Below are 19,763 nucleotides of genomic sequence, written 5' to 3' on the forward strand. Positions count from 1 at the left end.
ATTCAATCCAGAGGCCTTTTTTTTTACCTTTTTTTTTATTCGCCAAATGAAAGAGCTAGTTCGGAATTTTTATAAACTCCGGAGACCAATTTGTCCTTTACAGCGGCGAAAGCGGTGACCGTTTCTTCCACGTCTTCGAGGCTGTGAACAGCCGTCGGAATTAATCTCAAGATAATCATTCCCTTAGGCACGACCGGATAGATGACCACGGAGCAGAAGATGCCATAGTTCTCTCTCAAGTCCATGGAAAGCGCCGCGGCCTCGCCCACGGTGCCGTTCAATACCACTGGAGTCACTGGCGAGTTGGACTTGCCTGTGCTGAATCCGTTGTCATGAAGTCCTTTGCGCAGGGCGTTGACGATTTTCCAAAGGTTGTCCTTGAGCTCTGGCTGGGATCTGAGCAGCTCCAGTCTTTTCAGCGCGCCCTCTACGAGCAGCATCGGCAGTGACTTGGCAAAGATCTGGGACCTCATGTTGTATCTCAGGTAGAGGATCACGTCGGCATCGCCGGCGACAAATGCCCCAATAGAAGCCATGGATTTGGCGAAGGTGGAGAAGTAGAGGTCGATCTGGTCCTGCACGCCCTGCTCTTCGTCAGTTCCGGCGCCGGTCGGGCCCATAGTGCCAAAGCCATGCGCGTCGTCCACTAGGATTCTGAACTCAAATTTCTTCTTCAGCTCGACGATTTCCTTGAGCTTGCCCTGGTCACCGGTCATACCGAATACGCCTTCGGTTATGACCAGAATCCCGCCGCCGGTTTCGGCAGCAAGCTTGGTGGCCCTCTCCAGCTGCTTTTCGCAGTTTTCTATATCGTTATGCGGAAATACGTAGCGCTTGCCAATGTGCATTCTCAAGGCATCGATGATGCAGGCATGACACTCGGAATCATATACCACTACGTCCTTGCGATCCAGGATCGCGTCGATCACCGACATGATGCCTTGGTAGCCGTAGTTTAGCAGGTAGGATTTTTCTTTGCCAACGAATGCCGCAAGCTCGTCTTCCAGTTGCTCGTGGAGATTGGTCTGACCGGACATCATGCGCGCGCCCATGGGATAGGCGGCTCCCCACTTGGCAGCGGCGTCCGCATCGGCCTTCCGTACTTCGGGATGGTTTGCAAGCCCCAGGTAGTTGTTTAGACTCCAGGTCAAAACTTCCTTGCCCTTGAATTTCATCCTAGGGGCAATTTCACCTTCGAGTTTTGGGAATGACCAATAGCCGTCGGCAAACTCAGAGTGTTTGCCCAGAGGGCCCATATTCGTTTTTAGTTTTGCAAATAGATCCAAAGCAGTTTGAATTTAGTGTTTATGCGAATGTTGATTTTTCAGTAAAATCCGCCAAAAATAAGACTATTATGCCTCCGAAGCAAAAAACTGTTTTTATCAAAAAGCCATCCCAAAAAGTTCGGATTATTTTCCTTACTTCGCTTTAGCCCCTTGGACAGTCCCGGGAAAATGTATTGACGATGCCGAAAATCAAGAAGCTGCTGGTAGCAAATCGGGGAGAGATAGCCCTGAGAATCATGAGAACAGCCCGGGAAATGGGCATTGCTACCGTTGCGGTCTATTCGGAGGCCGACCGCCTTTCTCCCCATGTGAAGTTTGCCGACGAGGCCGTGTGTCTGGGCCCTCCGCCCTCCAAAGAGTCCTATTTGCTGGGCGAGAAGATTGTTAAGGTTTGTCAAAGGCTGGGAGTGGATGCCGTGCATCCGGGCTACGGCTTTTTGTCGGAAAACGCGGATTTTGCCAGACAGGTCACCGAGGCCGGTGTGCTTTTCGTCGGCCCCTCGCCCCAGTCTATCGAGGTCATGGGCTCCAAGCTGGCGGCCAAGCAGGCCGTGGCGGCTTATGATATTCCGCTCGTTCCGGGCACGGAGGAGGCCATATCCGACATTGCCGCGGCGAAGGCCCGGGCAGGGGAAATCGGCTATCCCATCCTGATCAAGGCCTCTGCAGGAGGCGGGGGCAAGGGCATGCGGATCGTGGACTCGGAGGCGGACTTTGAGGAGCAGATGAACCGCGCAGTGTCCGAGGCGCAGTCTGCTTTTGGCGACGGCGCGGTGTTTATAGAAAAGTACATCGGCTCGCCGAGACACATTGAGATACAGGTGCTGGGAGACCAGCATGGAAATACGGTTTACCTTTTTGAGCGGGAGTGCTCTATCCAACGTCGCCACCAGAAGGTGATCGAGGAGGCTCCCTCCGCGGTAGTCTCTCCGGAGATGCGCAGGGCCATGGGAGAGGCTGCCGTAGGCGTGGCCAAAGCCTGCAACTACTACGGGGCAGGGACGGTGGAGTTCATCGTGGATGAAAACCTTGACTTTTACTTCCTGGAGATGAACACACGCCTGCAGGTGGAGCACCCGGTGACCGAGATGATCACGGGCAAAGACCTGGTGCGGGAGCAGCTCCTCATCGCCGAGGGCGAACCTTTGTCTTTTGCCCAAGAGGACTTGAGGATCAATGGCCACGCGATCGAAATCCGGGTGTATGCCGAGGATCCCAAAAACAATTTCCTGCCGGATATAGGCAGGCTGGAAACCTATAGAAGACCTCAGGGACCGGGAGTCCGTGTGGATGACGGCTTTGAGGAAGGGATGGACATCCCCATCTACTATGACCCCATGATTGCCAAGCTCATCACCCACGGGGAAAGCCGCCAGGACGCCATTGACAGGATGGTCCGGGCTATAGACGATTACCGGATCACGGGCATACAGACGACTTTGGACTTTTGCCGGTTTGCGCTGAAGCATGCGGCTTTTGTCTCCGGTGACTTCAATACCAAGTTTGTGCAGCTGCATTTTTCCCCTGAGATGCTGGATCCGGTGTTTACGCCGGAGGAAGAGGAACTGCTTGCCGCCCTGGCGGTGGAGTTTTTTGAAAGGGAAGAAAAGCGTGCGAATCCCACCCGTCCGCTGAGCCCGATTCCCTCTACCAAATGGAAAAACCGCTTGCTCTGATGGCCGAGATTTTACCCCTCAAAGCCTGGAGATACAGCGAGCAATTGAGTGAAAAACTGGAAGACCTCACGGCGCCGCTTTTTGACGTTGTGTCCTCCAAGCAGCGGGAACTGCTCTACCAAAACCCGCTGAACAGCATCCATCTTTCCGTACCCCAGGGCGAACACCCAGCGCAGAAGGCCCAGCAACTGCTGGAGCGCTGGAAGGCGGAGGGTACCATTGTCCAAGACGAGGTGCCCGGTATCTACGTGTACTACCAGTATTTCCGGCTGCCAGGCGACCATGAGGAGCGCTGCCGGAAGGGATTTATCGCACACATCAAGGCCTACGACTGGGAAGAAGAGCAGATCCTCCGCCACGAGAGTACGATCGTCTCCTCGGTCAACGACCGCATAGCGCTGCTCCGCAACACCCAGATCCAGCCTAGTCCTACGCACGGCCTGTACGAGGACGAATCCGGTGAACTGGAGGCCTACATGGACGCGGCAATCGCTTCGCCCTTGTACGAGCTGGAAGACTACCAAGGGGTGAGGGAGGTGTTGGCCCTGATTCAAGAGCCCGGCAAGATCGCACGTTTTTTGGCGGTGATGGCGGACAAAAAAATAATCCTTGCGGATGGACACCATAGGCTGGAGGCTGCGATCGCGTACCGCAAGGAACAGGCAGACGCCTTTCCCGACTCGGTATGGAAGGGCTCGGACTACCACCTCATGTACCTGACCAATGTCCACGGCAACCACCTGAAGATCCTGCCGACCCATCGGCTCTTCTATGGGTCCGTGCTTTCCAGGGAGGAGCTGCTGGAGCGGCTGGGAGAGTGGTTTGACCTCAGGGTATTTGGCGACGCGGAGGAGCTGGCGACCTATACTTTCCAGAGACGATGGTCTTTTGGGTTGATTTTTAGGAACCAAGCCTACGTAGCCAAGTTCAAGCCGGAGCGCTTTGCCGAGGTGAGGCCGGAGCTGCCGGAGGCTTTGCGCAGTTTGGATTTGGTCGTGCTGCACGACGTACTGTTTGGGAAAATCCTCGGAATGGATCCCGAGCAGCAGCGCAAATCGGACCTCTTGGCTTTCGAGCGCAACTTCTCCCGATGCCTGCGCGAGGTACGCAGCGGAGAGGCCAGCTTTGCGGTGATCACCCGTGAGATCGAGCTGGAGCAAGTTTTGGAGGTTTGCAAAACGGGCGCTTTGATGCCCCAAAAATCTACTTACTTTTACCCCAAAGCACTCGGTGGGTTGCTTTTTGGCAGCATAAAACAAGATGAATTTGAATACGACTATGGAGCCTTTTTTGAGCAAATTAAAAGATAAACGCATCATTCTGGCTTCGAACTCCCCAAGACGGCAGGAGCTGCTGAGGGGATTGGAACTGGCCTTTGAAGTAAAGGTCAACTCGGTGGACGAGACGATCCCGCCGGATCTTCCAGCCGAGTACGCGGCGGCATTTCTTTCCCGGCTCAAGGCTGACAGTTTTCCGGATGCGCTCGCCGAGCAGGACCTCCTGATCACGGCCGATACCGTGGTCATCGTGAAAGGCAAGATCCTGGGCAAGCCCAATTCCGACATGGAGGCCTTTGAGATGATCAAGAGCCTGTCCGGCACCACCCACACCGTGATGACGGCCGTGACCATCAAAGACCACAAGAGAAGCGTAACCCTCGAAGATGAGGCCAAGGTGACCCTGCGCTTTTTGGATGAGGAGGAGATTTGGCACTACGTCCGCAACTATGCGCCTTTTGACAAAGCGGGAGCCTACGGCATTCAGGAGTGGATTGGCTTTACCGGCGTGACCAGCATCGAGGGATCTTACTTCACGGTGATGGGCTTTCCACAGCATCTGGTCTATCAGCAGCTGAAAAAGTGGCAGTAAGGAATCTACGACTGTAGAGGCACGATTGACGGCGTCTCGGCTCGCAATTCTCCGAGTCTGGACAGTCGGGCTCGGGGTTCCCCAATTGCGGTTTCGGAATTTCAAGTTCCAAGCAATTGCATCTCGTTCAGACCTTTCGACTTGCAAACTTCCCAACGATTTACAAGACTGGTCAGAGACTTCCGAAGTTCTGCACGACCATGAAGTAGGGCATGTTGTAGGCGCTTTTTTCGAGGTACAGTCTGGCTCCGCAACCCAAACTGTTAAACTGCGGGTTGAGGATGTTTTGGCGGTGTCCGGGGGAATCCATCCAGAGCTTCACCACCGACTTGGCAAAAGTGAGGTAGGTATGGGGCGGGATTACTTCCCGCTTTGAGGTGCGCGCGTAGGTGAATACACCGGAGGGATAGGGCGGATTGACCTTTCTTCCGGTTTGGTACTGGAGGCCGTAGGTAGAGCAGATGTTTTCCGCATAGTATTGGGGATTGAGCCCCTCTAGATGGAATCGATCCTGGACGGTCCGCTTGATTCGGATTCTGCTGGTGTGGGAGTAGAAGCCATACTTGACCATGTCCTGGGCATGTCCCGAGGCGACGTTCTCGATCTCCGACCGAAATTTGAAGGGAGCTAGCTTCGCTTTCTTCCGTTCCTCATTGGTTGCATAGAAGATGGCCGCCTGGAGCAGGGGAAAATTGACGCTATTGAAGTCAATGGCCTCATGCAGCGCCGCGATGTTGTGGTAGGTGCTCTCATTGTAATTGGCGTAGGATTGGACTGTCCAGTCTTGGGCGCTGGCGCACAGAGAGATCAGGATAAAACTCAGGGTTAGCAGGCTTCTCATTGCTTCGTTTACTCGTCAGATAGGACGAATCCCCAGGGGAATTATTTTGGAGCAGCCGACTTTTTTCCAAACAAAAAATCCCGCTTTTGGACGGGATTTTAAGTTATCAGATTTCACTTTTATTCTTGGTTTTTACTTTCTGATGGTAAAGGTAAACCGGGAACCTACCCCGATCTCGGATTGCAGACTGATCTCTCCGCCGAGAAACTCCACGGACTTTTTGACGATGGCTAGGCCTATTCCCGTGCCGTCGTACTCACGCTGGTTGTGGAGACGCTGGAAGAGGACAAAGACCTTGTTGAAGTATTCTTCCTTTATCCCTATGCCATTGTCCTCCACGGAGAACTCCCATGCTTCGGGGAGCTCCCTTCCCCGCACGTTGATGCTTGGAGCTTTGTCGGGCTTGGAGTATTTGATGCCGTTTCCGATGAGGTTTTGGAAAATCTGGAAAAGCGGCGTCTTGTAGGAATAGACCTTGGGGAGGTTTTCGTAGCTGATCAGGGCGTTTTTCTCCTTCAGCGTTTTTTTCATATAGCTTTTCAGCTCTTCGATCAGTTCGTCCACGTCCACCTCGGCTTTGGTTTCTCCCACCTTTCCGACTCGGGAGAGCTCCAGAAGGTCCAGAATGACCCTCCGCATCTGTTTGGCTCCGTTGGTGGCAAAGCTGATGTATTCCATGGCCCTCTCGTCCAGGACGTGGCTGTATTTCCGCTCCAGCAGCCCCATGAAGCTGGAGATCATCCGCAGCGGCTCCTGCAGGTCATGGGAAGCGACGAAGGCAAACTGCTGGAGTTCCTGGTTGGAAATGGCCAGGTCCCGGACGTTCTTCTCCAGCTTTTGGTTGAGGGTTTGGAGGGATTTCTCGGTTTCCTTTTGCCCGGAGATATCCTGCATGGCACCCACGACACGGGTGACTGCGCCTTTTTCGTTTCGGATGAAGATGGCCTTGTCGAGCACAAAGGCGTAATTTCCGTCACTTTTGAGAAAGCGGTACTCTTCCAGCCAGTGGCTTTTGCTGGAGCTGGGATCGAGATAGCTCTGGATCAGTCGGAAGATCCGCTCCCGGTCGTCGGGATGGATCAGGCTGAGGAGAAATTCGAAATGGACATCCGTCGTCTTGGGGTCATAGCCAAACAGCGTGAGGAAGCCCTCTCCCCAGTAGAGTTTGTTTTTCTCTATTTCAAAATCCCAAATCGCGTCGCTGGTGGCGCGGGTCACGATCTGGAAGCGCTCGATGTGCTGGGCGGTGGATCGACGGCTCTCCATCAACTCGCTGATATCCTGTCCTGTACCAAAGATGCAGGTTTTGTCATGGTAGGTCAGGGCAGAGGCGGAGAAGAGAAAAGGGATCCGCTTTCCAGATTTGGTCCTGAGTTTTAAGTCAAAGTCAATTTGGGTGCCTTGGAGTACCTTTTGGGCATAGTCGTCAAAAATCCCCTTGTCCGACCCAGTGAAAAACTCCTCTGGACTCATGGAGGAAATCTCCTCCGAAGAGTACTCGGACATGCTCTCAAGCTGGTGGTTCCAGAGCAGGAATTTCCTGTCCATGTCAAAGAGGAAGAATACGCTGGGGAGCTGCTGGATCAGGGACTGGTTGAGGCCTATTTCTTCCTGCAAGGCCTGTGCGATTTCCCTTTCCCGCGTGATGTTCACCATCATGCCGCGCAGGGTCTTGGGCTTGCCATCCTCTGCTACCACGTTCACGCGGTCGTTGAGCCAGATGACTTTGCCGTCTTTGGCCAAAAAGCGGTAGTCAAAATTGTGGTCCTGTAGCCGCTGGGTTTCGAAGTGGCAGGTTTGGATGGCGCGATCCCGGTCGTCTGGATGGATGTGGGCTTGCCAAAAACCCCTTTCCTCCATCCACTCTCTGGGCGTATAGCCGGTGATCTTCTCCGCTTGTGGACTGATGTAGGTAAACTCAAAGGTCTGGGCATCTGCCTCCCAGAAGATGCCGTCCAGATTTTCGATGAGCGCACGGTTCTTTTCTCGTTCGCTTCTGAGCCTCTCTTTGGTACGGACCGACTCGTCGATGTTTTGGAGGGCACCGACTACCTTCTTTGTGCCATTGAGTTCACCTATCAGCTTGGCTTTGGACATTACCCAGATGGCCTTTCCCTCCTTGGTGAGCAGGCGATGGGTGATGTCCAGTTGCGAGCCGCTTTCCAAAAAGCGATAAAAATCAGCTCTTACCCGCTCCAAGTCATCGGCGTGGACCAGCAATTTGGCCTGCTCGGGTTTCAGCTCCAGTTCTCCCGGCTGATAGCCCAGCATCTTGAAAATCCCATCCGAAAAGGTCAGCTTTTTGGTTTCCAGGTCCATTTCCCAGACTCCCGAGTTGGTCATCGTTTCCAAGTGCTCCAGCAAAATGTCTTTGTAGGCGTTTGGGCTGCTAGGAGAGGCTAAGTTGGTCGTAGATTCAGTCGTGCTCATGGTATGTCATTCTGAATCGCCGGAAAAGGTGAAAGCTGTGCTGAAAAAATCCCGGGAACTAAGGGGCAATCCGAAAGATTCCGCGATTCAGGCGCAAGGTGTAGTTTGACGGCCTTGTTCGGAAAGTTTTGTCTCGAAATGTAAACCAACGCGATCGGCGAGCCGCGGCATGCTGGATCATGCAAAAAATGCCCTGCCTTTCCCCGCTCTTTCCAAATGGGAGCCTGGCGGAAAAAGAAAAAAGTGAAGAATTCCTTCGCTTTTCCGGTCAGTTGTCCTGTGGGATTTCCAGCAGAAGCTCGATGATCTCCCGCGGGGTAGAAGCCCGAGCCAGTTTTTCCTCCTGGATGATCACCTGCAGCTGGAACTCCAGCTCGAAGATGAGTCCATTGACGAAAATCGGATCCATGTGGAGCTGCTGGATGAGGTGGGCGTTTTTGGCGGGGCCGATCAGGTCGATTCCGTAGGAATGGAAGACTTCCGCGGCCTTCTTGAGCAGGGAGTAGTGTTGGTTCATGAGTTCAGATTCTAGGTGGCAATAGTTTATACATCACCGGGGTGACGATTCTTGAAAGCAAGGTGGAACTGATCAGACCTCCGATCAAAACTATGGCCAAAGGCGAAATCAGCGGATTGGTACTCAGGGCAATCGGAATCAAACCGCCAATCGCCGTGATGGTGGTCAGGACGATGGGAAGAAAGCGGATTTCTCCTGCTTCACGTATTGCCGCCTCCAAGGGTTTCCCTTCCAGCCTCAGCTGGTTGGTGAAATCCACCAGCAGGATGGAAGTTTTCACCTCTATCCCCGCTAACGCAATCAAGCCAATGATCGCTACAAAGGACAGGGAATTTCCTGTAATCCAGAGTGCTACCAGCGCTCCGACCATGCCCAATGGAATGACCGAAAGGACGATGATGGTGCTCTTGAAGGTCTTGAAGAGCAAAATTAGAACCGCGACGAATAAGAATACCGTGATAATAATCACCGTATTGAACCCCGCAAAAGACTCCTGCCTAGTCTCGTATTCTCCCGCCATCTTGAAGGAGTAGCCGTCGGGTAGCCGTACCTGTTCCATTTTTTGGAGCACCTCGGATATCACCCGGTCGGTCAGGAAGTTTTGGTCCACAAAGGCCGACACGGACACCGAGCGGATCTTGTTGTAGTGGTCGATGGTCAGCGTGCTGCTCTCCAGCTCCAGGCTGGCGATCTGCGAAATCGGAATCCCGGCGCCCTGCTGGTTGTTGATGTACAGCCCATCAAAGCTCGCAAGTGTGGCCTTTTCGGGTCGGGGCGAGGTGAGGAGTATGGAGCGTTCGTCGCCCCGCTGGTCGGTGAAGGAGCCCAGGTTTAGTCCCGCCAGGGCCAGTCTGACCGTGCGGTCCACGTCGGCGATGTTGACGCCGAGCTGTCGGGCTTTCTCCTTTTGGATCGCTACCCGGATGTCGGTTTTGAGGTTGGCGACGGGATTGTTGATGTAGATGGTGCCCTGGGTTTCCTTCAGGAGCTGCTCCACCTGGGAGGCCAGGCCGCGGAGCGTGTCCAGGTTTTCTCCCGAGATCCTCACTTCCACCGGTGCGGTCACGGGCGGGCCCTGCTCGAAGTTTTTGACCTCGACCTTCGCGCCCGCAAAGTCCGAAAACTTGGCCTTCAGCGCTTCGATGACCTCCATTTTGCGCGGTGGGGCCGTATGGGGATCCAGCTGTACAAAGATCTGGGAGTAGTCCGTCCGCTCATTTTCGGGGATTTCGTTGTAGTAGATCCGTGGATTTCCCTTGCCTACGTTGGTGGCGAAGTTCATCAGCTCGGGGATCTGGCTGAGTTCAGCCTCTACCTTTTTGGCCACTTCGTCGGTGGTGGTCAGGTTGGATTGGAGCGGCGTGGTGATGTTGACGAGAAATTGGGGCTTTTCCGAAGGAGGAAAAAGACTGAAACCAATCACGGGAAACAGGCCCAGTGAGACTGCGAAGATCGCTCCAGCCAATACGAGCGTGGCCAGGGGCCTTTGCAGGGCGCGCTCCAGCAGGGGAGCGTAGGTCTTGTGGATGCCTTTTTGGAACAGGTCAAAAAACCAGTTGGAGTGCTCGGCACCCTTGTCCTTGAGAAACCAGGTGGAGAGGAAGGGAATGATAGTCAGCGAGACCAGCATGGAAGCCAGCACGCTCATGATGACTGCGATGGGCAAGCTGCGGATGAAATCCCCCGATCCCTCTGGTAGGAAAACCAGGGGCAAAAAGGCAATGATCAGCGTGACGGTGCAGCCTACGACGGAAAGCGAGATCTGTTTGGTGGCTTTGAGCGCGGCATCTTTTTTTGAAAAACCATCCCTGATCCAGCGCTCGATGTTCTCGACGACCACAATACTGTCGTCCACCAAGAGCCCCAGCGCCACCACCAGACCCACTATGCTCAGCTGATTGAGGCTGTAGCCGAGGGCATTCAGCAGCACCAGGCCGATGGCGAGGGAGAGGGGGATGGAGATCATCACGATGAGAGAGGCCCGGTTGCCGAGCGGCAGCAGGGTGATAAAGACCAAAGCAATCGCGATCAGGAAATCTATACCCAGCCCGCTCAGGCGCTGGTTGACATAGTTGGCCTGGTCAAAGGCCAGGACCAGATCGATGTTTTCCGGGAGTTCGGTTTTGACCTTTTCTATCGCGCTGAGGTACTTTTCCTGGACGTTGGAGATGTTGTGGCCTTCCTTCAGGGCTGCGGTGACGAATACAGACCGATAGCCGTTGAGCCGGGTGATGTGTTTGCTTTCCTCAAAGTCGTTGCTGATCTCAGCCACGTCCCTGAGCTGTATGCTGTGTCCCTGGACAGAATAGACGATGGTTTCGCCGATCTCTTCCGCGGAGCTGTAATTGCCGCTGGTCTTGACGTTGAAGCTTTTGCTGCCGGCTTCCACCTGTCCCCCGGGGATGTTGCTCAGTTCGCTTTGGATGCTGCCGATGATCGCAAAGAGGGGGATGTTCATCTCGGCGATTTTGTCCAGCTTCAGATCCACGCGCACGATCTGCTCGGGTAGGCCAAAAAGCTCTACCTTTTTCAGTTCGGTGATCTTTTCCAGCTCATCCTGCAGCCGCTCGCTGTAGTCTTTCAGGTTGTCGCGGGAGGCGTTTTCGCTGATGAGGGCGATCTGGAGGATGTTGACGTCGGAGGGGCGGACCTTGTTGATCTTGATGGAGAAAATGTCCTCCGGAAGCTCGGGACGAAGGGTGTTGACCTCACGCACGAGCTCCTGGTATTTCTCGTTGACGTCTTCTTCGTAGTTGTACTCCACGAAAAGCACCGCTACGCCATCTTGGATCTCCGTTTTGACGCGTTTGATGTTTTCCAGGCCATAGATCACTTCCTCCAGGGGATCCACCACCAGCTCCTCCATGTCCTCGGGGCTGGCTCCAGGATAGATCACGATCACGGGAAACTGTGGCGCTTCGATCACGGGATCTTCGCTGCGCGGCATGGTGAAAAAGGTCGTCAGTCCCACCGCCACGGTCATCAGGAAGATCACCAGCGTAAACTGGTAGTTTTTTACGGCAAATTCCGAGATCCTCATCAGTTCCTGATTTGAATGGTGGAACCATCAGCAAGGTATGCGCTGCCGGAGACGATCAGAGTCTGGTAGTTTTCCAATCCAGAGAGCACCTGAATGGATTGGGGAGAGATCTTTCCCAGCTTCACTTGGACTTTCTTGGCACTTTGTCCTCCCTCGGTGACAAATACATAGCCCTCGCTGCCGTTGGCATCCAAGAGGGCCTCGTAGGGAATCTCCCAGCCCTCGGTCTGCTCGGAAGGATGGATCAGCACCTTGCCAAACATCCCCGAGGCGAGCTTCAAGTCCGTCGATTCCTCCGGGGAGATTTCCACCCAATAAGCCCCTGTGACCGGGTCGGCAGCCTGGCTCTTGCGGATGACTTTGCCTGGCACGCTGTCCGAATCTGACGGAAGCAGGGTCGCGCTGTCCCCGAGGAGGATCAGGGCCCAGTTGCTGTCGCTCACACTCGCCTTCAGCACCCAGTGTCCGCGGCCCGCGCCGTTGATCTGGAGAATGGGCGTACCCGAGGCGACGAGCTGGCCAGGGTTGACGAATTTGCGGAGGACAAATCCGTCCTGTGTGGCCCGGATCTGGGAGTAGGAGAGGTTGAACTCCGCCGTTTTCAGCTGTTGCTCGGCGATGTCCAGGGCGGTCTTGCTGTTTTGGAACTGCTCCAGCGTAGCGACGCTGTCGCGGTAGAGTCTGCCGGCACGCTCATGATCGCGGAGGACTTTTTCGTAGGCCAGCTTGGCTTGGCTCAGGCCGGCCTGAACCTCGGTCAGGTCCAGCGTCGCGAGGACTTGCCCTTTTCGGACCGGATCGCCCTCCTGTACTTGGATCTGGGAGACGATGCCGCCGACCTTGAAGGAGAGGACCGTCTCGTCGTTGGTCGAGAAATTGCCGCTGGCGGCGATGGAGGAGGAAAAAGTGCCCTGCTGGAGGGGAATGACTTTCACCGGGATGGCCTCGCCCTTGGTGACGAGCTGCTCGGCGCTTTCTGTTTTGCCGCAGGCAAAAAGCAAAACCGCGGCCGAGATGAGGGAAAAGTGGGCTAAATGTCTCATTGCTTAGTAGGTTTGGATTAGAAGTTGGCGCTCGAGCTGGGCCATGGACTTGAGCAGGTTGTAGGAATTGATGGTCTTCTGGAGTGAGGCCTGGGTCAGCTGGCTGCGCGCGTCCATGAACTCGATCAGGGAATTGGCGCCCTCGCGAAATCCCCGGTCTATCAGCCGGAAGTAGGCGGCAGACGATTCCAGTTTTTTCTCCGCGGAGCGAAGGGCTGCTTGGTTGGCGCGAACTTCGTTTTTGGTAAGGTTGAGGTCGAGCTGCAGCTTGTCGGAAAGGAGGTCTTTTTGCGTTTGGACACTTCTGAGGCCCAGTTCACTCCGGTAGATCTGGTTTCTGTTTCTCCCGCCTTGAAAAATGGGGACGCTCAGGCTAAAGCCCCAGAGCGCATACCTCGACTCTTGGTCAAAAGCCCAGTCGAAACTCTGGGAACCCAAATCCGCGTAGGTGCTGAACTTGGGGATCCAGTAGCTTTTGCCGGCTTTGATGGCTGTCTCTTGGATGCTCTCGGCCGTCTGCATTTGCAGGATCTCGGGGCGTGTGCTCAGGTCATTTTCCCCCATGAGCTCAGCCAAGGCGGCGATGTCGGCCTGCTGCTCTTCAAAGCGCACGGGGGAATCCTGCGGCTTGTTCAGCAGAAAGTTCACGTAGTGGGCCGCGTTGCGCTTGCGGCTTTCCGCGTCGATCAGCAGCGCGTTGATGTTTTCCACCTCGCTCTCGGCACGAAGTACCGAGGAGGGCAGACCCTTGCCGTTTTCCAGCAGGGAGCGGTTGTCCCGCAGGTTTCGCTCCACCAGCTCCCTGCTGCTCAGGATCACCTCGATGGCAGTATGCGCGGTGCAAAAGTTGTAATAGGCCAGCTTGATGTCCTGGACTAGGTTTGCCTGGTAGATCTGTACCTCATATTCGGAAAGCATGACCTGCTTTTCGCGGATCTGCCGCTGGTAGATCAAGTCGGTGTTGACGATGGGCATGGAGGCTCGGAAGCGGGCATCGTAGAAATTGTCCGGAAGGAGCTGCTCCGATACATTCTCCAGCTGGGGAAAGGCGTTGCTGCCGGTCAGCTGGTTTAGCGTGGAATAGACCGGGTTGAGCAGATCGCCGACGGGAAAGCCTATCGTCCGTCCGCCATTGGCCAGGGTGTAGCTGGCGCCGAAATCCAAGGAGGGAAGGAAGTAGCTCTTCGCGTCCTTCAGCGCAAGCAGGCTTCGCTCCAGCTCGATGCTTTTCTCCTTCAAAACCAGGTTGTTTTCCAGCCCCTCTTGGATGTACTGCTCCAGCGCGGTCTGTGCTTTGGCTAGGGAAAGCGGGCTGAAAAACAGGTAGGCCAGAAAAATTGGTATCGCTTTTTTCATAACATTGTTCGGTGTTAATAAATAAAACAGTGTTCAATAGTTGGTTAAAATTTTTTAAAGCCTGTCGAGGATTTTGAAAAATTCCTCCAAGCCTTCCCTTACGATGGTATTTTGTCTTTCGGGCAGGACTACCTCGCATCGCTTTCTGATGTGGAGAGAGACCAGGCCGTGGACCGCAGACCAAATGAGGTAGGTGAGGGGCTCCAAGTCATGTCCAGTGAAGTGGCCAGCGTCCGCACACTCCTTGATGGTCATCCTTAGGTTTTCAAACGTGCCCCCGCCTTCCTTCCAGCAGTCGTGTTCGGAGTTATAGACGTGGTCTATGGGAGCCTCTTTGATAAACATAAGGTCATACATATCAGGGTTTTCAATGGCGAATGTTATATAGATACTTCCCATTGCCTTAAGCCTTTCCATGGGGTTTCGGACGGAGCGGAGCACCTGCATCTTTTCCATGAGTTGCATAAAGCCTCCCTGGTGTAGCGCATGAAAGATCTCGTTTTTGTCTCGGAAATAGTGATAGATAATCCCCGGGCTGTATTCGATCTGATCGGCGATGTTTCGGATCGAGGTTTTTTCCACTCCCTTTTCAAGGAAAAGCGCCTTGGCTGCCACCAAGATCTTTTCCCTCAACTCTTCCTTGTCTCTTTCCTTGCGATCTGCGATTCCCATGATACCTTTTTGTAAACATCCAAAAGTAATTAAACAGTGTTTAATAAAGCAAGAGGTTTTAAAATAAATATTGATTTTGATCTAGGCTCTTTGCCAGTTGCTATTCGGAGCCATGCAGACAAAGGGTAAATTCCAGCATCGCCGTTACTTCTGTCTTCGGTCATCGGTCTTCCGTCCCGTCAAAGCAGGTAAGTCTGTTTGAAAACAGCAAATTCGATCATTAGCACAATTACGCACATAGAAAAAAATTGACTTCACCCCTCTTGATCCTTCAATTGCTCGCTGTCCCAGGCCTGGTCGTTCATGGAAAATTTGCGGGAGAGCTCGCCGGAGAGGAGCGTCTCTTGGATTTCGATCTGCTTTTTGACCTTGGAAATGTACTCGGCTTGGTTGCCGCGATACTTGACCAGAATCTTGAGCGATTCCTCGTCATATTTTCGAAACTGTGCTGCCAGCCTGTGGACGGTATGCGCGCGAAACCCTAGCCTTTGCAAGGCTTCCTGCCCCATGCGGATGGAGGTGTCGAGGTGCTCGCGGTAGATGCTCTCCACGCCCATCTCCATGAGCTCAAAGGCCTCGTAGCGGTTTTTGGCTCGGATCATGATTTCCAAGCTTGGAAAATGCTCCCGGCAGAGTTCCACCAGCTTCTTGTTCGTTTCTGTGGAGTTGATGGCTGAGATCAGGATCTTGGCGTCTTCGGCTCCTGCGGCATGCAGGAGGTCCAGGCGGGTGGCATCGCCAAAGTACACCTTGAAGCCCATCTTTCGCAGGAAATCCACCTGATCGGGGTTGTAGTCCAGGACAGTTGCCTCCACGCCATTGGCTCGGAGGAAGCGGCCCAGCGTGGTGCCAAAGTGCGAGAACCCCACCAAAATGACCTTGTTCGTTTCCCCGATTTCGTCGGCATCCCGGCTCGGATTGGCACTTTTCCGCTCCAGCCTGGGCAGAATCATCTTTTCCAATACCAAGCTGAAAATCGGCGTGAAAGTCATGCTGAGGGCCGTGATGGCCATGAGGATGCCGGAAGTCGTCGTCGCCAGGATGCCCAGCTGCAGCGCGAAAGCATAGGTGACGAAGGAAAACTCCGAAACCTGCGCCAGACCGAAGGAAAAGCGAAGGTTTTCAGGAAGGCTTAGCTTTTTGGTTTTCCCGATGACGGCCAGCACGAGGGTTTTGATCAGGATGACGCCAAACGTGAGGGAGAAGACACCCAGCGCGTCGGAAAAGATCAGGTTGAAGTTGATCGTCGCTCCCACAGCCATGAAAAACAAGCCCAGCAGCAAGCCTTTGAAGGGATCCAAGTCCGACTCCAGCGCGTGCTTGTAGGGTGAATTGGCCAAAATCACGCCTGCGAGGAAGGTGCCCAAGGCGGGGCTCAGTCCTACCAGTTCCATGAGAAAGGCGATTCCTACCACGATCAGCAGCGCGGAGGCCGTGAAGAGCTCCCTGAGCTTGGTTTTGGAGACCCAGTTGAGCAAGGGTCCAAAGCCAAAACGACCCAACAGCACCACCAAGCCGATGGCCGCGAAGATCATCAAGGTCTGCACCCAGCCGGGCTGATGCTCCAAAAAGCCGCCGTGTCCGTCCCTCACTTCGGCTCCAGCCACGGCCAAAAGAGGCAGCACGGCGAGGATGGGAATGACCGCAATATCTTGCAGCAGCAGCACGCCAAAAGAAAACTTGCCCGTGGGGGTGTCCATCTGGTTTTTCTCCTTGAGCGATTGCAGAACGATGGCGGTGGACGACAGGGCCATGGACAGCGCGGCGGTCAAGCTGATTCTCCAGTCAACCCCCAGCGCCATGCCCAAGCCGAAGATCAGCGCAGATGTCGCCAAAACCTGGGAAAGTCCCACCTTCAGGATCATGTCGCGCATCTTCCAGAGGTTTTTGGGCTCCAGCTCCAGCCCGATCAGGAAGAGCATCATCACCACGCCAAACTCCGTGCTGTGCATGATGTCCTGTCCCTGGGATTCGTCCTGGATAAACTCGAAACCGTAAGGCCCGATCAGAATGCCGGCGATCAGATAGCCCAAAACCGAGCCCATGCCCAAGCGCTTGGCAATCGGGACGCAGATGACCGCGGCCAGGGTATAGATGATGGCGTTGAAAAGAAATCCTTCCATGGGTTTAGGTTTTTTGGATGTAGGGAAGCGTGATTTCCTCCGAATCCCGCAGGCTAAGGACCAGTTCTTGGTATTCCTTGGCTTTCTGCCGAAGCTCCACCTCCGTGATACTATGGGTGCCGCTCAGGTGAAAAGGCGGCAGGTAGCGCATGTGGCAGAGGTAGGCCGTCTGTTCAAAAGGGCGAAGATACTCCTCGACCGTGTAGCGATTGCGGCCCTGGGGAGAATAGACTTCCTTTGATCCGCCGGTGGTGAAGGCGTTGAAGACGTATTTGTTTTTTAGAAAAATGCCGCCCGTCCCGTAGGCCCAACCGTGCTCCAGCACCAGATCGATCCACTGCTTGAGCAGGGGAGGGCAGGAATACCAGTAGAAGGGATGCTGCCAGATGATGACCTCATGCTCAAAGAGCGCTTCCTGCTCGGCCTGTATGTTGACGTTGAAGTCCGGATAGAGCTCGTAGAGATCCCTGACCTGCACGTTTTCCAAGCCTTGGATGGAATCGACCAGGGCTTGGTTGGCGTCGGAATGCTCAAACTTCGGGTGGGCAAACAAAACCAGAATCTTACGCATGCTTCTTTTGACTCTGGGTTAGCGGCCTTCTTTTTCCAAAAAGTAGTACCCCAACGCAGCGGATGGGCAGGCCTTGACCTGGGCGACCAGCTGCTCGGAGCTGGCTTGCTCGATGGCTATCCAGGGCCTCTTTTTGGGGTTGAAGACTTGGGGAAGTCCCCGTACGCATCGGCCGGAATGCGTGCATTTCTCCGGCTGCCAAGTGACGACGACTTCGCCATTGCTGTATTCTTTGGGAGGGGTATCGCTCATGGGAAAGTGGATTTTGGAATAGCTAATAATACCAAAATCATCCCATTTGTTCCTTTTCTCCCTTGGAAAAAGCTTGTGCTTTCAGCGCTGGCATTGAGGTGGCGCATCGCGCAGTTCGGAGGGTCTTGTTTTTTTATACAAAAAAGTCTCCAGCGCTATCGGTTTGAAGCGCTGGAGACGGGGACTTGGGTTTAGATTCTGTTGCTATTTCTCTGGGTTGGGTTTTTTCAGCACCAGATAAAAGCAATAGGCGGTCGCGGCGAGGATCAGGATCTGTGTCGCGAGCGAAAGGATCAATGCGGACGTATTCATAGGGTTTGGGATTGGCGTTTTTGGTGGGAATACCAGACGATGCCTGCGATCATGACAAAGAGCAATACCAGCTGCATACGGGCCAGGGTGGAATAGAAGATTTTCTTTTCCACCAACTCACTTTCCGCAGGATTCGAAAGGAGCTGGGCCTTGAGATCCGCATGGGAGATTTTGGAGATCAGGGAAGCCGGATCCAGCTCGTAGCCCTGTCCAGCCATCAGGCTGTCTAGGGCGGCGTTCCAGTCGTTGCCCAAAGGGGTGAAAAGCGCGCCGACCAAGACCAGCAGCAGCAGCGCTGGAGTGACGTATTTCATGATGCCGCGGTAGAAGCGCGGGACGCGGATATCTGCACCCCGGGTGATTTCCTCCCAGCCTCGGTCCATCCCGAAGATCCAGGCAAAAAGGATGGTCTCCAGCAGCGCAAAGATCACCAAGCTGACCGTGCCTCCCCAATAGTCGTATTCCTCAAAATAGCCATATTGGTAAAACAAAACGGTGGGCAGTCCCATGGCGAGCGCGACGATGCCAAAAGAGATGGCGCCTTTCACCTTGCCCCAGCCAAACTCGTCCTGCATGAATCCCATCCAGGGTGTGCCCATCGCAAGGGAGGAGGTGATGCCAGCGAAGAAGAGCAAGCCAAACCAACACACCCCCGCGACCATGCTGAAGACAGGCCCCCACTGCTGAAAGAGGTAGGGCATAGTCTGGAAGGCCATGCCAAATCCGGCATTTTCCAGCACCCAGTCCAAGCCAAGGAATCCCGCTGCTATAGGGATCACGATCGCGCTGCCCAGTACGATCTCCACCATCTCGTTGGTAAAGCCTGCGGTGATGGAATTGAGCGCGATGTCCTCGTTTTCCCGCACATAGGAGGCATAGCACTGGATGGATCCCATGCCTACAGAGAGGGTGAAAAAGATCTGTCCCGCAGCCGCCAGCCAAACTTTGGGGTCTGCCAGCGAGGAGTACTGTGGAGTCCAGAGGAAGTTGATGCCGTCCCAGGCATTGGCATCGGGAAACTCCGCTGAAGCGTAGTCTGTGCCCATGGTCCATCCCCTAAAAGCCAGGATCGCCCCAAAGAGAATCAGCAGTGGCATCCCGATTTTGGCGACTTTTTCTATGCCTCCGAGCCCGGAGGAAAGGATATAGATGTTGAGCCCCATCACGAGGACATAGACCAGCACTGGCAGCATGGGAATGCCGAAATCCGACCCGCTGAGCCCCACATATTGGTCAAAGAAACCGCTGATCTCCTCTTTTCCCATGCCGGTAAAGGTGCCCACGATGCTGTGGAAGACATAGATGAAAGTCCAGGATTCGATGTAGGTGTAGTACGCCACCACGGCGATATTGGTGAAGATGCCAAATACCCCGATGTACTTCCATATCGGCTTTTTGCTCACGGAGTCCAGGATATAGGGCGTGCTGTGGTTGCCGAGCTTTCCGCCGAATCTCCCCAAGGACCACTCCACAAAAAGGAGGGGGATTCCCATCAGCACAAAGCAGATGAGATAGGGCAGGATGAAGGCCCCCCCGCCGTTTTGTACTGCCTGTACGGGAAAGCGGAGAAAGTTGCCGAGGCCGACGGCATTGCCAGCCATGGCGAGGATCAGGCCTACCCTGGAGCCCCAGGATTCGTTGGTTGTGCTCATAGTTTGGTTGGTGAAGCTTGGAAAAGAGGCTGTCTCATCCGGGTCGTCTGTCGCCGGGGGCAAAGTCCGAGGGGCAGTTGGCTTGCGGTAAAAGGCCTTTGGCGATGCAGTGGCCTTCGACTC

General features: G+C 54.4%; 15 protein-coding genes. 3 read left to right on the forward strand and 12 right to left on the reverse strand.

The annotated features are described in order from the left end of the window. Nucleotides 1-35 precede the first annotated feature (35 nt). Nucleotides 36-1,286 carry an aminotransferase class I/II-fold pyridoxal phosphate-dependent enzyme gene (locus tag J0A68_RS13455; protein WP_206578730.1) on the reverse strand — a complete coding sequence of 417 codons (1,251 nt, stop codon included), beginning with the start codon at nt 1,284-1,286 and terminating at the stop codon, nt 36-38. Between the two features lie 179 nt (nt 1,287-1,465). On the opposite strand from J0A68_RS13455, the gene J0A68_RS13460 reads away from it, so the two are divergent. The 3 genes from J0A68_RS13460 to J0A68_RS13470 are packed head-to-tail and all read left to right on the forward strand — an operon-like array spanning nt 1,466 to nt 4,831. After that, a complete protein-coding gene (locus J0A68_RS13460) occupies nt 1,466-2,962 on the forward strand; it encodes an acetyl-CoA carboxylase biotin carboxylase subunit (RefSeq protein ID WP_206578731.1) in 1,497 nt (498 codons plus the stop codon). Further along, nucleotides 2,962-4,272 carry a DUF1015 domain-containing protein gene (locus J0A68_RS13465; RefSeq protein WP_206578732.1) on the forward strand — a complete coding sequence of 437 codons (1,311 nt, stop codon included), beginning with the start codon at nt 2,962-2,964 and terminating at the stop codon, nt 4,270-4,272. The genes J0A68_RS13460 and J0A68_RS13465 overlap by 1 nt, the downstream gene beginning before the upstream one ends. Then, nucleotides 4,253-4,831 carry a Maf family nucleotide pyrophosphatase gene (locus J0A68_RS13470; RefSeq protein ID WP_236025593.1) on the forward strand — a complete coding sequence of 193 codons (579 nt, stop codon included), beginning with the start codon at nt 4,253-4,255 and terminating at the stop codon, nt 4,829-4,831. The genes J0A68_RS13465 and J0A68_RS13470 overlap by 20 nt, the downstream gene beginning before the upstream one ends. A gap of 172 nt (nt 4,832-5,003) precedes the next feature. Here the strand turns inward: J0A68_RS13470 and J0A68_RS13475 are convergent, their stop codons facing one another. From J0A68_RS13475 to J0A68_RS13525, 11 genes are all read right to left on the reverse strand, one after another. After that, nucleotides 5,004-5,672 (reverse strand): CAP domain-containing protein, encoded by a 669-nt coding sequence (locus J0A68_RS13475; RefSeq protein ID WP_206578733.1) that lies wholly within the window; start codon nt 5,670-5,672, stop codon nt 5,004-5,006. A 132-nt stretch (nt 5,673-5,804) separates the two neighbouring features. After that, nucleotides 5,805-8,102 (reverse strand): PAS domain-containing sensor histidine kinase, encoded by a 2,298-nt coding sequence (locus J0A68_RS13480; protein WP_206578734.1) that lies wholly within the window; start codon nt 8,100-8,102, stop codon nt 5,805-5,807. 268 nt (nt 8,103-8,370) lie between these two features. After that, nucleotides 8,371-8,619 (reverse strand): acyl carrier protein, encoded by a 249-nt coding sequence (locus tag J0A68_RS13485; protein WP_206578735.1) that lies wholly within the window; start codon nt 8,617-8,619, stop codon nt 8,371-8,373. Between the two features lie 4 nt (nt 8,620-8,623). After that, entirely contained in the window at nt 8,624-11,659 is a 3,036-nt protein-coding gene (locus J0A68_RS13490) for an efflux RND transporter permease subunit (RefSeq protein ID WP_206578736.1), read from the reverse strand. Then, nucleotides 11,659-12,702 carry an efflux RND transporter periplasmic adaptor subunit gene (locus J0A68_RS13495; RefSeq protein ID WP_206578737.1) on the reverse strand — a complete coding sequence of 348 codons (1,044 nt, stop codon included), beginning with the start codon at nt 12,700-12,702 and terminating at the stop codon, nt 11,659-11,661. The genes J0A68_RS13490 and J0A68_RS13495 overlap by 1 nt, the downstream gene beginning before the upstream one ends. Nucleotides 12,703-12,705: 3 nt before the next feature. Continuing rightward, entirely contained in the window at nt 12,706-14,058 is a 1,353-nt protein-coding gene (locus J0A68_RS13500) for a TolC family protein (RefSeq protein ID WP_206578738.1), read from the reverse strand. A gap of 54 nt (nt 14,059-14,112) precedes the next feature. Beyond that, on the reverse strand, nt 14,113-14,730 hold the full coding sequence (locus J0A68_RS13505; RefSeq protein ID WP_206578739.1) for a TetR/AcrR family transcriptional regulator: 618 nt from the start codon (nt 14,728-14,730) through the stop codon (nt 14,113-14,115). Between the two features lie 254 nt (nt 14,731-14,984). Further along, nucleotides 14,985-16,853, reverse strand: a complete 1,869-nt coding sequence (locus J0A68_RS13510) for a monovalent cation:proton antiporter-2 (CPA2) family protein (protein ID WP_206578740.1) — start codon at nt 16,851-16,853, stop codon at nt 14,985-14,987. 4 nt (nt 16,854-16,857) lie between these two features. Continuing rightward, nucleotides 16,858-17,424, reverse strand: a complete 567-nt coding sequence (kefF, locus tag J0A68_RS13515; RefSeq protein ID WP_206578741.1) for a glutathione-regulated potassium-efflux system oxidoreductase KefF — start codon at nt 17,422-17,424, stop codon at nt 16,858-16,860. Nucleotides 17,425-17,442: 18 nt separating this feature from the next. Continuing rightward, on the reverse strand, nt 17,443-17,676 hold the full coding sequence (locus tag J0A68_RS13520) for a (4Fe-4S)-binding protein (protein ID WP_206578742.1): 234 nt from the start codon (nt 17,674-17,676) through the stop codon (nt 17,443-17,445). 308 nt (nt 17,677-17,984) lie between these two features. After that, nucleotides 17,985-19,640: a sodium-dependent transporter gene (locus J0A68_RS13525; protein WP_206578743.1), complete on the reverse strand. Its 1,656-nt coding sequence runs from the start codon at nt 19,638-19,640 to the stop codon at nt 17,985-17,987. Nucleotides 19,641-19,763 lie beyond the last annotated feature (123 nt).

The sequence above is a fragment of the Algoriphagus oliviformis genome, assembly GCF_017254915.1.
In the GTDB taxonomy this organism is placed as follows: domain Bacteria; phylum Bacteroidota; class Bacteroidia; order Cytophagales; family Cyclobacteriaceae; genus Algoriphagus; species Algoriphagus oliviformis.

Excerpts from the sequence above, each read along its gene's own strand:
- J0A68_RS13490 (WP_206578736.1), bottom strand. The coding sequence starts at position 11,659 with ATGAGGATCTCGGAATTTGCCGTAAAAAACTACCAGTTTACGCTGGTG.
- J0A68_RS13520 (WP_206578742.1), bottom strand. The coding sequence starts at position 17,676 with ATGAGCGATACCCCTCCCAAAGAATACAGCAATGGCGAAGTCGTCGTC.
- J0A68_RS13495 (WP_206578737.1), bottom strand. The coding sequence starts at position 12,702 with ATGAGACATTTAGCCCACTTTTCCCTCATCTCGGCCGCGGTTTTGCTT.
- J0A68_RS13510 (WP_206578740.1), bottom strand. The coding sequence starts at position 16,853 with ATGGAAGGATTTCTTTTCAACGCCATCATCTATACCCTGGCCGCGGTC.
- J0A68_RS13465 (WP_206578732.1), top strand. The coding sequence starts at position 2,962 with ATGGCCGAGATTTTACCCCTCAAAGCCTGGAGATACAGCGAGCAATTG.
- J0A68_RS13475 (WP_206578733.1), bottom strand. The coding sequence starts at position 5,672 with ATGAGAAGCCTGCTAACCCTGAGTTTTATCCTGATCTCTCTGTGCGCC.
- J0A68_RS13460 (WP_206578731.1), top strand. The coding sequence starts at position 1,466 with ATGCCGAAAATCAAGAAGCTGCTGGTAGCAAATCGGGGAGAGATAGCC.
- J0A68_RS13505 (WP_206578739.1), bottom strand. The coding sequence starts at position 14,730 with ATGGGAATCGCAGATCGCAAGGAAAGAGACAAGGAAGAGTTGAGGGAA.
- J0A68_RS13500 (WP_206578738.1), bottom strand. The coding sequence starts at position 14,058 with ATGAAAAAAGCGATACCAATTTTTCTGGCCTACCTGTTTTTCAGCCCG.
- J0A68_RS13485 (WP_206578735.1), bottom strand. The coding sequence starts at position 8,619 with ATGAACCAACACTACTCCCTGCTCAAGAAGGCCGCGGAAGTCTTCCAT.
- kefF (WP_206578741.1), bottom strand. The coding sequence starts at position 17,424 with ATGCGTAAGATTCTGGTTTTGTTTGCCCACCCGAAGTTTGAGCATTCC.
- J0A68_RS13525 (WP_206578743.1), bottom strand. The coding sequence starts at position 19,640 with ATGAGCACAACCAACGAATCCTGGGGCTCCAGGGTAGGCCTGATCCTC.
- J0A68_RS13480 (WP_206578734.1), bottom strand. The coding sequence starts at position 8,102 with ATGAGCACGACTGAATCTACGACCAACTTAGCCTCTCCTAGCAGCCCA.